This window comes from Streptomyces sp. YKOK-I1 (genome assembly GCF_054660435.1).
The window spans coordinates 9,290,859-9,305,033 of the sequence record NZ_BAAGDR010000001.1; the positions used below are offsets into that span (position 1 = coordinate 9,290,859).

Annotated in this window: 8 protein-coding genes; 4 read left to right on the forward strand and 4 right to left on the reverse strand. The window is 71.8% G+C overall.

Annotated elements, in window-relative coordinates; translation table 11 throughout:
* Nucleotides 1-221 precede the first annotated feature (221 nt).
* Nucleotides 222-2,006: an FAD-binding dehydrogenase gene (locus ACYQ8Q_RS41345; RefSeq protein WP_460072119.1), complete on the forward strand. Its 1,785-nt coding sequence runs from the start codon at nucleotides 222-224 to the stop codon at nucleotides 2,004-2,006.
* Nucleotides 2,007-2,128: 122 nt separating this feature from the next.
* Entirely contained in the window at nucleotides 2,129-5,503 is a 3,375-nt protein-coding gene (locus tag ACYQ8Q_RS41350) for a pyruvate carboxylase (RefSeq protein ID WP_460072120.1), read from the forward strand.
* A 20-nt stretch (nucleotides 5,504-5,523) separates the two neighbouring features.
* Here ACYQ8Q_RS41350 and ACYQ8Q_RS41355 read toward each other — a convergent pair whose 3' ends face one another.
* Entirely contained in the window at nucleotides 5,524-6,495 is a 972-nt protein-coding gene (locus ACYQ8Q_RS41355; RefSeq protein WP_460072121.1) for an STM4015 family protein, read from the reverse strand.
* A 206-nt stretch (nucleotides 6,496-6,701) separates the two neighbouring features.
* Between ACYQ8Q_RS41355 and ACYQ8Q_RS41360 the strand changes: the two genes are divergently transcribed.
* Nucleotides 6,702-7,838 (forward strand): M23 family metallopeptidase, encoded by a 1,137-nt coding sequence (locus ACYQ8Q_RS41360; RefSeq protein ID WP_460072123.1) that lies wholly within the window; start codon nucleotides 6,702-6,704, stop codon nucleotides 7,836-7,838.
* 23 nt (nucleotides 7,839-7,861) lie between these two features.
* Here ACYQ8Q_RS41360 and ACYQ8Q_RS41365 read toward each other — a convergent pair whose 3' ends face one another.
* Nucleotides 7,862-9,922, reverse strand: a complete 2,061-nt coding sequence (locus tag ACYQ8Q_RS41365) for a trypsin-like serine peptidase (RefSeq protein WP_460072125.1) — start codon at nucleotides 9,920-9,922, stop codon at nucleotides 7,862-7,864.
* 1 nt (nucleotide 9,923) lies between these two features.
* Complete coding sequence (locus tag ACYQ8Q_RS41370) at nucleotides 9,924-11,777, reverse strand: peroxidase family protein (RefSeq protein ID WP_460072126.1); 1,854 nt, start codon at nucleotides 11,775-11,777, stop codon at nucleotides 9,924-9,926.
* Between the two features lie 260 nt (nucleotides 11,778-12,037).
* Here ACYQ8Q_RS41370 and ACYQ8Q_RS41375 point away from each other — a divergent pair, with 260 nt between their 5' ends.
* Nucleotides 12,038-12,901, forward strand: a complete 864-nt coding sequence (locus ACYQ8Q_RS41375) for a leishmanolysin-related zinc metalloendopeptidase (protein WP_460072128.1) — start codon at nucleotides 12,038-12,040, stop codon at nucleotides 12,899-12,901.
* A 232-nt stretch (nucleotides 12,902-13,133) separates the two neighbouring features.
* Here ACYQ8Q_RS41375 and ACYQ8Q_RS41380 read toward each other — a convergent pair whose 3' ends face one another.
* Nucleotides 13,134-14,060, reverse strand: coding sequence for a GNAT family N-acetyltransferase (locus tag ACYQ8Q_RS41380; RefSeq protein ID WP_460072130.1), 927 nt, complete (start codon nucleotides 14,058-14,060; stop codon nucleotides 13,134-13,136).
* Nucleotides 14,061-14,175 lie beyond the last annotated feature (115 nt).

The following is a 14,175-nucleotide window of genomic DNA, read 5'->3' on the forward strand; positions in this document are numbered from 1 at the left end:
CTCTCCGCCCGGCCGCTGTCTCCGGGCCACAAGCAAGCGGTTGCCGCGTTGGCGCCCGCGCACTACCGCGCTGCTGTGACGACCTGGTTTCCTGTTGGGCTACCGACGGTAACAGTGAGGCCGCCTCCGGCGCACCCTTCACGCGCCACCCATGTACCGACCAAACCTTTCCCAAGCATCCCCCAAGTGCCACCCCAGTGACGCCTCCAGGAGGGCCGCTCATGGACACCCCCGAAGCCTCCGGAATCACCCGCCGCCACGCACTCACCGTGGCCGGCGGGGTCGTCGCGGGCGCGACCCTCGCCGCCCACGCCTTCCCGGCCTTCGCCGCCGAGTCGCAGGACGCCGACGCCATCGTCGTCGGCCACGGACTCGCCGGACTGGTCGCCACCGCCGAACTCGCCGCCGCCGGACGCAAGGTGCTCCTGCTCGACCAGGAACCCGAGGCGAGCATCGGCGGCCAGGCCTTCTGGTCCTTCGGCGGGCTGTTCTTCGTCAACTCCGACGAACAGCGCCTGATGGGCGTCAAGGACACCTACGACCTGGCCTGGCAGGACTGGCAGGGCACGGCCGGCTTCGACCGCGGCGTCGACGACCCCAAGGGCCAGGACTACTGGGCCTACCGCTGGGCCAAGGCGTACGTCGAGTTCGCCTCCGGGGAGAAGCGGTCCTGGCTGTCCGGGCTCGGGGTGCAGTGGTTCCCCATCGTCGGCTGGGCCGAGCGCGGCGGCGGACTCGCGACCGGACACGGCAACTCCGTGCCCCGCTTCCATGTCACCTGGGGCACCGGCCCGGCCGTGGTCGAACCCTTCGAGAAGAAGGTGCGGGCCGCGGTCGACGCGAACAAGGTCACCTTCAAGTTCCGCCACCGCGTCGACGAGATCGTCACCACCGGCGGAGTCGTCACCGGGGTGCGCGGGGCGATCCTGGAGCCCAGCAGCGCGGCCCGCGGCAAGCCCAGCTCCCGCACGGTCGTCGGCGACTTCGAACTGCGCGCCCCGGTCGTCGTCGTCACCTCCGGCGGCATCGGCGCCAACCACGACCTGGTCCGCCAGAACTGGCCCGCCCGGATGGGTACCCCGCCGAAGTACCTGGTCACCGGCGTCCCCGCGCACGTGGACGGCCGGATGCTCGCCATCACCGAGAAGGCGGGCGGCCGCATCGTCAACCCCGACCGCATGTGGCACTACACCGAGGGCCTCAGGAACTACGACCCGATCTGGCCCGGCCACGGCATCCGCATCCTGCCCGGACCCTCCTCGATGTGGTTCGACGCCACCGGCAAGCGCTTCGACAGCCCCGACATCCCGGGCTACGACACCCTGCACACCCTGCGGAGCATCACCGCCTCCGGCTACGACTACTCCTGGTTCGTCACCACCCAGAAGATCATCGCCAAGGAGTTCGCGCTCTCCGGCTCCGAACAGAACCCCGACCTCACCAACAAGAACATCTGGCAGCTGCTCACCCGCATCTGGCAGACCCCGGAGCCGATCGAGAAGTTCAAGAACAAGGGCGAGGACTTCGTCGTCGCCACCACCCTCACCGACCTCGTCGCCGGAATGAACAAGCTGACCGGCACCTCGCTGATCGACCTCGCCGACCTCAAGCGGCAGATCGAGGCCCGCGACCGCGAGATCGACAACGCGTACACCAAGGACGTCCAGGTCATGGGCATCCGCAACGCCCTCAACTACACCGGCGACAGCCTCAGCCGTACGGCGTCCATCCACCGCATCCTCGACTCCGGCGCCGGACCGCTGATCGCCGTCCGCCTCAACGTCCTCACCCGCAAGACCCTCGGCGGCCTGCAGACCGACCTCTCCGGCCGGGTCCTGGACGCCTCCGGCAACCCCGTCCCCGGTCTGTACGCGGCGGGCGAGGTCGCCGGCTTCGGCGGCGGCGGGGTGCACGGATACCGCTCCCTGGAAGGCACCTTCCTCGGCGGCTGTCTCTTCTCCGGACGCCAGGCGGGCCGGGCGGCGGCGGAGGCCACCGCGACCTGACGCGTCCGGCGGAACACCTCTCATCGAGCGAGACATGCCGGTGAGTGGCCCGGCTCACATGGTCAAAAAAGTCACTCACCGCCACCATGGGTCCCGTCACCGTCAGGCTGAAGGGGTCCAGGATGTTCCGCAAGGTGCTGGTCGCCAACCGTGGTGAGATCGCGATCCGTGCGTTCCGCGCCGGCTATGAGCTGGGCGCGCGCACGGTCGCCGTCTTCCCGCACGAGGACCGCAACTCACTGCACCGGCTGAAGGCCGACGAAGCCTACGAGATCGGCGAACCCGGGCATCCGGTGCGCGCCTACCTCTCCGTGGAGGAGATCGTCGCCGCCGCCCGCCGGGCGGGCGCCGACGCCGTCTACCCGGGCTATGGGTTCCTCTCCGAGAACCCCGAGCTGGCGCGCGCGTGCGAGGAGGCCGGCATCACGTTCGTGGGCCCCGACGCCCGCACGCTCGAACTGACCGGCAACAAGGCGAGCGCGGTCGCGGCGGCCCGGGAGGCGGGCGTCCCCGTCCTCGGCTCCTCCGCCCCCTCCAACGACGTCGACGAACTCGTCCGGGCCGCCGAGGAGATCGGCTTCCCCGTGTTCGTGAAGGCCGTCGCGGGCGGCGGCGGCCGCGGCATGCGCCGGGTCGAGGACCCCGCCGTGCTGCGCGAGTCCATCGAGGCCGCCTCCCGCGAGGCCGCCTCCGCCTTCGGCGACCCGACCGTCTTCCTGGAGAAGGCCGTCGTCGACCCCCGCCACATCGAGGTGCAGATCCTCGCCGACGGCGAGGGCAACGTGATGCACCTCTTCGAGCGCGACTGCTCCGTCCAGCGCCGCCACCAGAAGGTCATCGAGCTGGCCCCCGCGCCCAACCTCGACCCGGAACTGCGCGAGCGGATCTGCGCCGACGCCGTCCGCTTCGCCCGCCGGATCGGCTACCGCAACGCGGGCACCGTCGAGTTCCTCCTCGACCGCGACGGCAACCACGTCTTCATCGAGATGAACCCCCGCATCCAGGTCGAGCACACGGTCACCGAGGAGGTCACCGACGTCGACCTCGTCCAGGCCCAGCTGCGCATCGCCTCCGGCGAGACCCTCGCCGACCTCGGCCTCTCCCAGGAGACGGTCACCCTGCGCGGCGCCGCCCTGCAGTGCCGTATCACCACCGAGGACCCCGCCAACGGCTTCCGCCCCGACACCGGACGGATCAGCGCCTACCGCTCCCCGGGTGGCTCCGGCATCCGCCTCGACGGCGGAACCACCCACGCCGGTACGGAGATCAGCGCCCACTTCGACTCCATGCTGGTCAAGCTCACCTGCCGGGGCCGCGACCTCGAGGCCGCCATCCGGCGCGCCCGGCGTGCCGTCGCCGAGTTCCGCATCCGCGGCGTGGCCACCAACATCCCGTTCCTCCAGGCCGTCCTGGACGACGCCGACTTCCAGGCCGGGCGGGTCACCACCTCGTTCATCGAGCAGCGCCCGCACCTGCTGACCGCCCGCTCCTCCGCCGACCGCGGCACCAAGCTGCTCACCTACCTCGCCGACGTCACCGTCAACAAGCCGCACGGCGAGCGCCCCGAGCTGATCGAGCCCACTACCAAGCTGCCCCCGCTGCCCGCCGGCGAGCCGCCGGCCGGCTCCCGGCAGCGGCTGGTCCAGCTCGGCCCCGAGGGCTTCGCCCGCTGGCTGCGCGAGTCCCCGACCATCGGCGTCACCGACACCACGTTCCGCGACGCCCACCAGTCCCTGCTGGCCACCCGGGTGCGCACCAAGGACCTCCTCGCCTCCGCCCCGCTCGTCGCCCGCACCCTGCCCGACCTGCTCTCCCTGGAGTGCTGGGGCGGCGCCACCTACGACGTCGCCCTGCGCTTCCTCGCCGAGGACCCCTGGGAGCGGCTGGCCGCCCTGCGCGAGGCCGTCCCCAACATCTGCCTCCAGATGCTGCTGCGCGGCCGCAACACCGTCGGCTACACCCCGTACCCCACCGAGGTGACCGACGCCTTCGTGCAGGAGGCCGCCGCCACCGGCATCGACGTCTTCCGCATCTTCGACGCCCTCAACGACGTCGGCCAGATGCGCCCCGCCATCGACGCCGTACGCGAGACGGGCACCGCGGTCGCCGAGGTCGCCCTCTGCTACACCTCGGACCTGTCCGACCCGAACGAGCGCCTGTACACGCTGGACTACTACCTGCGGCTCGCCGAGCAGATCGTCGAGGCCGGCGCGCACGTGCTCGCCGTCAAGGACATGGCGGGCCTGCTGCGCGCCCCCGCCGCCGCCAAGCTGGTCTCGGCGCTGCGCCGCGAGTTCGACCTCCCGGTCCACCTCCACACCCACGACACCGCGGGCGGCCAGCTCGCCACCTACCTCGCCGCGATCCAGGCGGGCGCGGACGCGGTGGACGGCGCGGTGGCCTCCATGGCCGGCACGACCTCGCAGCCCTCGCTGTCGGCGATCGTCGCCGCCACCGACCACTCCGAGCGCCCCACCGGCCTCGACCTCCAGGCCGTCGGCGACCTGGAGCCGTACTGGGAGAGCGTCCGCCGCATCTACGCCCCCTTCGAGGCGGGCCTCGCCTCCCCGACGGGGCGCGTCTACCACCACGAGATCCCCGGCGGCCAGCTCTCCAATCTGCGCACCCAGGCCGTCGCGCTCGGCCTCGGCGACCGCTTCGAGGACATCGAGGCGATGTACGCCGCCGCCGACCGCATCCTCGGCCACCTGGTCAAGGTGACCCCCTCCTCCAAGGTGGTCGGCGACCTCGCCCTGCACCTGGTCGGCGCCGGCGTCTCCCCGCAGGACTTCGAGGCGGCCCCCAACCGCTACGACATCCCCGACTCCGTCATCGGCTTCCTGCGCGGCGAGCTGGGCACCCCGCCCGGCGGCTGGCCCGAGCCGTTCCGCAGCAAGGCCCTGGAGGGCCGCGCCGACGCCAAGCCGGTCAACGACCTCACCGCCGAGGACCGCGACGGCCTGGAGAAGTCCCGCCGCGCCACCCTCAACCGGCTGCTGTTCCCCGCCCCGACCCGCGAGTTCGAGGCCCACCGCCAGGCGTACGGCGACACCAGCGTCCTGGACAGCAAGGACTTCTTCTACGGTCTGCGCCCGGGCAAGGAGTACTCCGTCGACCTGGAGCCCGGCGTACGGCTGCTGATCGAGCTGCAGGCCGTCGGCGAGGCCGACGAACGCGGACTGCGCACGGTGATGTCCAGCCTCAACGGCCAGCTGCGGCCCATTCAGGTCCGCGACCGGGCGGCGGCCTCCGACATCCCGGTGACCGAGAAGGCCGACCGTGCCAACCCCGGCCATGTCGCCGCCCCGTTCGCGGGCGTGGTGACCCTCGCCGTCGCCGAGGGCGACGAGGTCGCGGCCGGTGCCACGGTGGCCACCATCGAGGCGATGAAGATGGAGGCGACGATCACCGCGCCCAAGGGCGGCCGGGTCACCCGGCTCGCCATCAACCGGATCCAGCAGGTCGAGGGCGGCGACCTGCTGGTCGTGGTCGACTGAGCGGACGGCCGCCGGTGGGGTCACTCACCGGCGGCCACGTACCGCTCCTCGTCCTCCTCCAGCTCCGGCCTGCCGGACACGTCGACCCGCACCCCGTGCGGCTCCAGCGCCTGCCGCACCCGCTCCGCCATCGCGTCCGACAGATAGTGGTGGTGCAGGTCCAGTTCCTCCAGATGCGTCAGCGGCTGACCGGTCAGCAGCGCCTCGGCCCCGGAGTCCGTGAGGGTGCCGCGGCCCAGGTGCAGAGCGGTCAGCCGGGCCACCACCGGCGCCGAGGCGACGGCGGCGGCCACCTCGTCCTGGATGTCGGCGTTCTGCAGGCCCAGCCGGCGCAGCGCGGGCAGTCCGGAGCCGTCCAGGACCGGCGCCAGGTCCTCGACGGTCGTCGTACGGCCGTACCACTCGGAGCCCAGCCAGATGTCCAGGTGCTCCAGGGCGGGCAGCTCCGAGGCCGCGAGCCCGTGCAGCACATGCGCGGGCAGCCCGCCGTTCTCGAACCGCAGGACCCGCAGCCCGTCATGGCTGATCGGCTTGAACTCCAGCCCCGCACCGTCGCCGAAACCGTCGGTCGAGCCGCGCACCGCCAGTTCCCGCAGCCGCGGATAAGCCTGGAGGATCGGGCTGACGTCACCCTGGACGATCCAGGACAGCTCCGACTCCTCGAAGGTGAGGTCGGCGAGATAGAGGGCCTGAAGGCCGGTCAGCCGGCCGGCGGCTTCGGCGAGCAGCTCCGCCGTCTCCCCGGGGTCGCAGCCGTCCAGGTCACCGCCGTAGGCGCCCCCGCCGAGGACCAGCGCGCGCACCCCCGCCGGGTCCACGGTGTCCAGGAAGCGCTGCCAGTGCTCGTCGAAGTCCTCCTCGTCGGTCCGCAGACCGCTCACCAGCTTCCAGGCGACCGTCCCGGCCTCCGGCAACGGCTGTGGCCCGGCGCCGGGCTGCGGGAAGACCTGCACGGGCAGGCCGTGCAGACGGGAGACGTGGTCGAGGGACACGACGGGATCCTTCCGAGCGCGGACGACGGCCGGCACCCGAGGTCCGGGCCTGTGGCGGCTCTTTCTACCAAGGCCCCCGGCAGGACACCGCCGACCGGTTCTGCCCCTGCGGGCAGCGGTTGTGCCCTCGCGTCCGCTGACACCGGTCCGGCGGCGGGCTACCGTCCGCCCGTGAACAACTGCACATTCCCCGCGGAGCTCTCCGCGTGAGCGAAGAGCACGCCGTCGACACCCCCGCGCGGGACACCGGGCCCGGAGCGCCGACGCAGACCCCGCCGCCCCCCTCACCCCGCCGGCGCGGTCCCGGCCCCGTCGTCTTCCTGGTCCTTCCCGGACTGCTCACCCTCTCCGCCGTCGCCGGAGGCCTGGCCCTGACCGGCGGTCTCCCCGACGACTGGACCCCGGGAGGCGGTACCCGGCAGGACGCGGTGGCCGGCGTCAACGACACCTACGGCCCCTGGCTGCGCAAGGCCGCCGACGCCTGCACCGTCGTCACACCGTCCGTCCTCGCCGCCCAGATCGACCAGCTCACCGGCTGGGACAACGCCACGGCCGGCGCCTTTGCCGGTGCCTCCGGCGGGCAGGGCATCGCGGCCTTCACCGACGCCCAGTGGCGCACCTGGGGCAAGGACGACGACGGCAACGGCACGTCCTCGCCCGGCGATCCGGCCGATGCGATCATGGCGCTCGGCCGCCAGGACTGCTCCCTCGCCCGAAAGGTCACCGACCTGAGAACCGACGGAACCGTCAACGGGGACCTGGTCGACCTCACCCTCGCCGCCTACGCCGTCGGCACGGACGCCGTGCGGAAGGCGGGACGTGTCCCCGCCGACGCGACGACCTACCTGACCGAGGTCAAGGCCCTGTTCGCGAAGTACGCCGAGTTCGACCGCGAGGACCCGAGCGGCGGCGGCGCGGCGGGCGCCCAGGCCGACGCCCTCCTCGCCCCGCCCGTCACCACCCTCACGATCACCTCTCCCTACGGCTCCCGCAAACACCCCCTCACCGGTGTCACCAAGCTCCACACCGGCGTGGACTTCGGTGCTCCCCAGGGCGCCCAGGTCTCCGCGGCCCGCGCGGGCACGGTCGTCTTCGCGGCCATGACGAAGGCCTACGGCAACCGGGTCGTCGTCGACCACGGCACCATCGAGGGCAAGCGGCTCCAGACGACGTACAGCCATCTCTCCCGGATCGACGTCACCGCGGGCCAGGCCGTGCAGACCGGCACCCCGGTCGGACGGGTCGGCTCCACCGGCCTGTCCACCGGCCCGCATCTGCACTTCGAGGTGATCTACGACGGCTACTACACCGATCCTCAGCCCTGGCTGGCGTCCACGGGCTGACGGGACGCCGGTGGGGAGCCGGCTCAGGCGGTGAGACGGCCGCCGATCGACCGGGCGACGTCGGTGTGCGCGAGGTACTCCACGATGTCGTGGGCCCGGTCGCGGGAGTTGAGGACCGCGAGGTCGACGAGGCCGTCCGCCCAGTCGTCGCCCAGGGGACAGCCGATGGCCACCGCGTCCGTCGGGCACCAGACGTTGAGCCAGTCCGCCACCCTGTCGGGCCGCTTCGGCCCGCCGACCAGCAGCCTGCTGTACACGCTGTCCAGGCCGAGCGGGCTGCCCGCCGTGGTCAGATGGACGGCGTGCACGCCCGGGGACAGCCGGGTGATGAGATCGAGGCCGACGACCGTGCCGAGGCTGTGGCAGACGAGGACCACCTCTCCCGAGTCCGGCATCGTCTCCAGCACGCAGTTCAGGACCTCGTCCCGTACGGGCCGGTCCGCGTCGAGATACGCGGCCACGTCGTGGAAGGCGACGGCGATGGCCCAGGCGTCGAGGTCGCTCCGGGCGGCCAGCCAGCCGAGCCGCCGGTGCAGGGCCCCGACGACGTCGTCGAGGGCGAGCCCTTCGGCGGCCGGCTGCTGCTCCTGCGGTACGTTCCACCTGGTGGCCGCCTCGCCGATGATCTGCTCGTACACCGCGCGGGCCGACGGCGAGGAGGGCGCGGCGGCTTCCGCCGCCATGGCGCTCGGCGCATCGATCGTGCGGGGCACCGCTTCGTGCCTGGCGAGGGACTCCATGAGCAGGTCGCCGTAGTAGGGGAACCAGATGTCCTCCGGGTCGACGGGCGCGAGCCCGGCCCGCACGAGCCCCTGGTTGAGTCCGCCCGCCCAGTCCCGGCGGAGACCCGCGGGCGGGTGGTGCTCCTGGGACCGGCCGTGGAGGAAGACCAGATGCCGGTCGCCGCCGAACGCCCCCTGCCGGGCGCGCAGGCCCGTGAGCACGAGCGGCGGCTCGGGCGTCCGCTCGGCCGCCGGAAGCGGCGCGGCGGCGGGCATCGCGGGGGAGGGGGCAGTGACAGAGCCGGCGGGAGGGGCCGCGGCCCGGGGCTTGGTCAGGCCCGACTCGGGGCCCATGCCGTCCAGCGGCGACGGCCCGTCGGCGCGCGGCAGCGCGGCCAGGTGCCGCAGGACGGAACTGATGCGGACGCCTTCGTTGGCCACCCAGTCGATGGCGTCGTCGCCGTCCCCCGGCCGCCAGACCTGACCGTCGGTGCGCAGCACCCGGCCCTGCCCGTCCGTTCTGGGCACCCCGCTGTGATGCAGCGCGACGACCTCCCACTGGTCGTTGTAGACGGGGGAACCCGAGTTGCCGGGCTCGGTGTCCGTCTTGTACTGGAGGAAGTCGTCCAGGCGCACCTGGAGTGTGTTGTCGCGTACCGCGATCTCCTTCAGCCGGCCCATCGGGTGGCCGACGACGTTGACGGGTTCGCCGATCACCAGCTTTCCCTCCTGTGCGCTCAGCCGGTTCCAGCCGAACGTCTCCCCGGGCGGCCGCCCGTCCGGGCCCGGCGGGACGAGCACCAGGGCGAAGTCGAGACGTTCGTCCGCGACGAAGAACCCGTCGGGATCGAGGGCCAGCCGCGTCGGTGCCTGCGGTGTGTTGTCGATGCTGACCTGGGCGTCGAACTCCACGAAGCACTGCCGGGCGGTGTCCGCGTCGGACAGGACGTGGTGGTTCGTCATCAGCAGACTCGGCGACACGAGGAAGCCGGTGCCGAGCGGAAGCTCCCGGCCGTTCTCCCGCACCGAGATCCGGGCCACGGTCCGGGCCGCCCGCGCGCCGCGCGGCAGGAAGCTCCAGGCCTGCAGTTCCGTGGACACCCCGAGGATGCGTTCGTACGCCGCGGTGGCGGCCAGCGGTTCGGCGCGGACGGCCTCCACCGCCAGCGCCGGGGACACCGCGTGCCGGTCGAGCAGCCGGGCCGCGCGGGCGGCGAGCGCCTGCTCGGAGTCCGGGAAGGTGACGCCGGCGTCCTGCTGCCGCTCGACGGCCCGCCGCTCCTGCGCCGCCTCGTCGTACCGGGCGGCGGCCGCCTCCGTCTGGCGCTGCCGCTCCTCGCGGGTCCGCTCAGCCGTACCCATGTCAGTCCACCGTCCTTCCAGCGATGTGCCACGGCGCGAAGGCGTTCGTCAGACCGGCCAGAGCCGTGCGCAGTTCGGGGTGGTGACGCAGCAGCACCGTGATCATGCTGTTGTCGTCGATCCAGGCCATGCCGGCCCTGGAGTACACCTCGGGCGTGTAGTACTCGGTGAAGAAGCGGTCGCTGTTCAGCCGGCGCGAGGCCATCAGGATGAAGATGCGGAACGCCGTGTCGCTGAAGGCGAAGCCGGCCGGCAGCTTCTCCGCGTACAGCCCGACCATCAGGTCGACCTTCTCGATGTCGCCGTCGTAGACCTGCTCGATCTGCCGCGCCCACTCCTTGTCGGGCGTGAGTTCCGCGAAGCCGGCGGCCGGCTTCAGGCGCAGCAGCCGCCGGAACGCGTTGTAGCGCGGGACGCCCAGTTCGCGGGAGCGCAGGATGTCGGTGGCCGCGAGGTCCTGGAGATGACCGTCCGGACGTTCGAACTCCTGCAGGAACCTGGGGAAGTTGTGCAGGGTGACCAGCCCGGGGTGCAGGGTGCCGAAGCTGTAGAGCAGATCCGCCGTTGCGGTGGTCTCCAGGACCTTCAGGGCCCCGGGCCCCGAGATGTCCCGCAGGGTGCAGTGCCGCAGCGTCCCGTCGTCGTCGGCGGAGCGCAGATGCCACTCGTCCCGGATCAGCGGATGCATGCGGTAGACCGCGACGAACTCCTCGGTGAGGGAGTACGGGACGCCGTAGTGGTCGGTCTCACCGCCCGGGATGCCGCTGATCACCTCGCTGTCGCTGATCCGGCCGAACAGCCGGTGGACCCGCTCGCCCGCGATGCCCCACCAGTTGGCGCGCAGGGCCGTCACGGTAGTGGGGTGGCCGATCACGGCCGGTGTCCACTCCACGGTGTGGATCTTGGCCAGCAGCGCGGCGTTGACCAGCCTGGCCCGCTGGAACAGCTCCTCGTCGGGCCAGGACGGGTACGCCCCGTGGAGGTGGTCGCAGATCGCGTTGTGCTCCCGGGCGAACAGGTTCTGCATCATCGCCAGACCCAGCCAGAACCCCGGCACCCGGGAGGGGTCGCGGGAGGGGTCCGAGGGGAACGGGGACTGCTCGTCGTCCCACAGGTGCACCTTGCCCTGTTCCCCGGTGCGCATCAGCCGCTGTTCGCTCTCGTTCGTGCCGTAGATCTGCGAGGCGTCCCACCAGTGCGAGGAGACGTTGACCCGGGTGTCGGGTGTCCCGGCGGGCGCCGACGGATCGCGGGTCGGGTCGTCGGGGGTCCGCATGATCCGCATGGGCTGTTCCGGCCAGGGGTCGTCGTCCCTCAGGGGCACTTCCCAGGGCCGGTCCGTGGGACTCGTGCCGTGGGAGAACCAGTCGCGGACCATGAACTGCAGCCAGGCGGCGACCAGGGAGTTGACCGACTCGGCAGGCGTCAAGGCCTCCCGGGTGAGCAGGGCGCGGCTGACCTCGCGCGGACTCGGCTCGGACAGGACGTCCTCGGGCGTGGCCGAGGCGACGCGGTCCAGCGGGATGTTCCGTCCGAAGCGGGTGCCCGCCATGCCCATCCTCGGTTCGCCGAGGTCGTTGTGGCTGCCGTCCGCGGTCCGGTTGACCCGGTGCCGTTCGGACGGGGGCGCGGGATCGGGCTGATGCACGGAGGGCACCTTGCCGGTGTCGTGGAGGTTCTTCTGCCGGAGCCTGACGCGCAGTCCGAGGAGCGTCAGCAGGCCGGGTGCCACGGGTAGTCTGTCCCAGCCGATGCGCCGGTCGACGTATTCCGCGGCACTGGTGACGATCCGCCAGGGCAGCGAGGTCCGGTATCCGGCCAGGGGGCGTCGTGGGGTGTGTCGTCTCTTGCTCATCGCGGTTCTCCAAGAACCCGGGAATGCGGTGCAGCCGGTCAGGTGACACCCCCCTCGAAAAACCCGCATTCCATTCTAGGTAAATCGCTGCTCACCTGCATCTCGGCGCTTTTCGGCGTTTCCACGGCGATGCATTCAAGTTGAATTCAACACTTCTGCGGGATCGTTGAACAGCGCCCGAACGGGCACCGGCAACCCATCCGGCCTAGTGTGGCAAGAGGGGGGATTCCTTATCGGGGTCGACAGTTGGGAGAACCGAAATGGGTAAGGTCGCCACCCACACCTTCCAGACGTATCGAGCGGTCGCCAGTTTCGAGCGGGCCAGGGAAGTCGCCAGCACGACATCGCCGTTCACCATCGAGGTCCGTTTCCTCGGCGGACTGACCAGCAATCAGCAGGACGCCTTCGCGGCGGCGGCCGACCGCTGGGCCCGGGTCATCGTCGGTGATCTGGACACCGCGGTCGTGGGATCCGACGTCATCGACGACCTGCTGATCGAGGCCGAAGGAGTGACCATCGACGGTCCCGGCCGCGTCCTGGGCATGGCCGGCCCCACCGATTTCCGCGAGGAATCGGCGCAGTTCGGAGCGTTTCTGCCGGCGAAGGGCGTCATGCGGTTCGACTCCGCCGATCTCGCCCAGATGGACGCGGAGGGCACCCTCGTCGACGTGATCACGCACGAAATGGGACACGTCCTCGGCATCGGCATCCTGTGGACGGCCTTCGGTCTCCTCAAGGGCGCCGGCACGCAGAACCCCACCTTCGTGGGCGAGCGCGCGATGGCGGAGTTCGCGGCGCTTCTCGGCGAAGAGGAACCGGTCCCCGTACCGGTCGCCAACTTCGGCGGACCCGGCACCCAGGACAGCCACTGGCGTGAGGCCGTCTTCGTCACCGAACTCATGTCGCCGTTCATCTCCGGCGCGGGCAACCCGCTGAGCCGGATGACCGCGGCGAGCCTCGGCGACCTCGGCTACCAGGTCGACCTCGAGGGCGCGGAGCCCTACAGCCTCCCGGATCTGCTCCAGATCGCCCGTGAAGGCGCTCTCGTACCGCACACCGCGCCGATCGGCGACGGCATGGTGCTCCCGGTCGTACCCACCCGCCTGCCCGCCGCGACACCCTAGTCCCTGTCGTCACATTCCCGCCTGCCCCGCGACGCCCTGCACGCACTCTCGGCGCACCGGGCCCTGACCCGAGTACGTCCAGTACGCGAGTCAGGGCCCGGCACGCCGAGGGCACGCACCTGACGCCGCGGGGCCGCCCTTCGGGCGACGGCGGGAATGTGACGACAGGGCCCAGGACGTCGCCGTCGGCGACGCCCGCTGCGCGACCGCGGAGGGTAGGCACGCTCCGCGGTCAGCGCAGGACGGCCTCCCAGGTGTCCACCGCGTAGTGCACGCCCATCCCGTGGCGGGCGTACAGCTGCGGGGCGCCCGTGGCGTTGGAGGTGTCCACGCCGAGCCCCACGGTGTCCCGGCCCCGGGCGGCGAAGGCCGCGAAGGCGTGCCGCAGCATCAGCCCGGCGAGCCCGCGCCCCCGCGCCTCGCGCAGCACTCCGAGGCTGCGGATCCACCCCATCGCCTCACGGTCGTCGCGCGCCAGCAGGAACCCGGCGTCCCCGAGCTCGTCCGTGCCGACGATCCACACCAGCGACCAGTCGAGTCCCTCGGCGTCCACATCGTGCAGCCACTGCTCGTATTCGCGCGGCTGGAAGTCGAAGTGCTCGGCGAACGTGGCCTGGTAGAGCTCGTGCACCCGCCCGCGGTCCGCCTCGGTGGCGCACGGGCGCAGCCGCACCCCGGCGGGCAGGGCCGGGGCGTGGTCCCCGTCCGGGTCCAGCGCCCGGCGCAGCACGTGATAGCGGCGTACGACGGACCAGCCGCGTTCCGTCAGCAGCGAGGTGTCCAGCGTGGGCGCGATGTTGAGGTGCAGATGCACGACGGCGCGCCCGGCGCCGTTCTCCCGGGCCCGCTCCAGCGCCCGCGCCTCCATCGCCTCCAGGACGAGCCGCCCGGCGTCCTGGCGGTCGGGCAGGACATAGTGGTCGATGTCGACGCGCTCGCCCCCCGACTCGTCCCACAGCAGCCCGTAGGCCACCAGCCGGTCGCCCGCGAAGGCGAGCCAGGAGTCGCGCTCCAGATCGGTCTCGGGATGCTTCAGATCGGCCTCGACGGTGTGCAGGTCCGTCTCGGGCCTGCCGATCTCGATCAGGTCGACGGCGTTGAGCAGTTCGGTCACGGCGGGCGCGTCGGCGAGAGCGGCGGGGCGCAGGACATAAGACATGGGGCAAGGGTCGGCAGCGGCGGGACCGGCCGCAACGTATTTTGTCCTGGCACCGAGTGCCGCCATGAGCCCTGTATGCGCCCCCGTGCGCCTGGGCAGAATCCGTTCTGCCATT

Coding starts and splice junctions, on each gene's coding strand:
- ACYQ8Q_RS41375 (WP_460072128.1), top strand. CDS start 12,038: ATGGGTAAGGTCGCCACCCACACCTTCCAGACGTATCGAGCGGTCGCC.
- ACYQ8Q_RS41370 (WP_460072126.1), bottom strand. CDS start 11,777: ATGAGCAAGAGACGACACACCCCACGACGCCCCCTGGCCGGATACCGG.
- ACYQ8Q_RS41380 (WP_460072130.1), bottom strand. CDS start 14,060: ATGTCTTATGTCCTGCGCCCCGCCGCTCTCGCCGACGCGCCCGCCGTG.
- ACYQ8Q_RS41345 (WP_460072119.1), top strand. CDS start 222: ATGGACACCCCCGAAGCCTCCGGAATCACCCGCCGCCACGCACTCACC.
- ACYQ8Q_RS41350 (WP_460072120.1), top strand. CDS start 2,129: ATGTTCCGCAAGGTGCTGGTCGCCAACCGTGGTGAGATCGCGATCCGT.
- ACYQ8Q_RS41365 (WP_460072125.1), bottom strand. CDS start 9,922: ATGGGTACGGCTGAGCGGACCCGCGAGGAGCGGCAGCGCCAGACGGAG.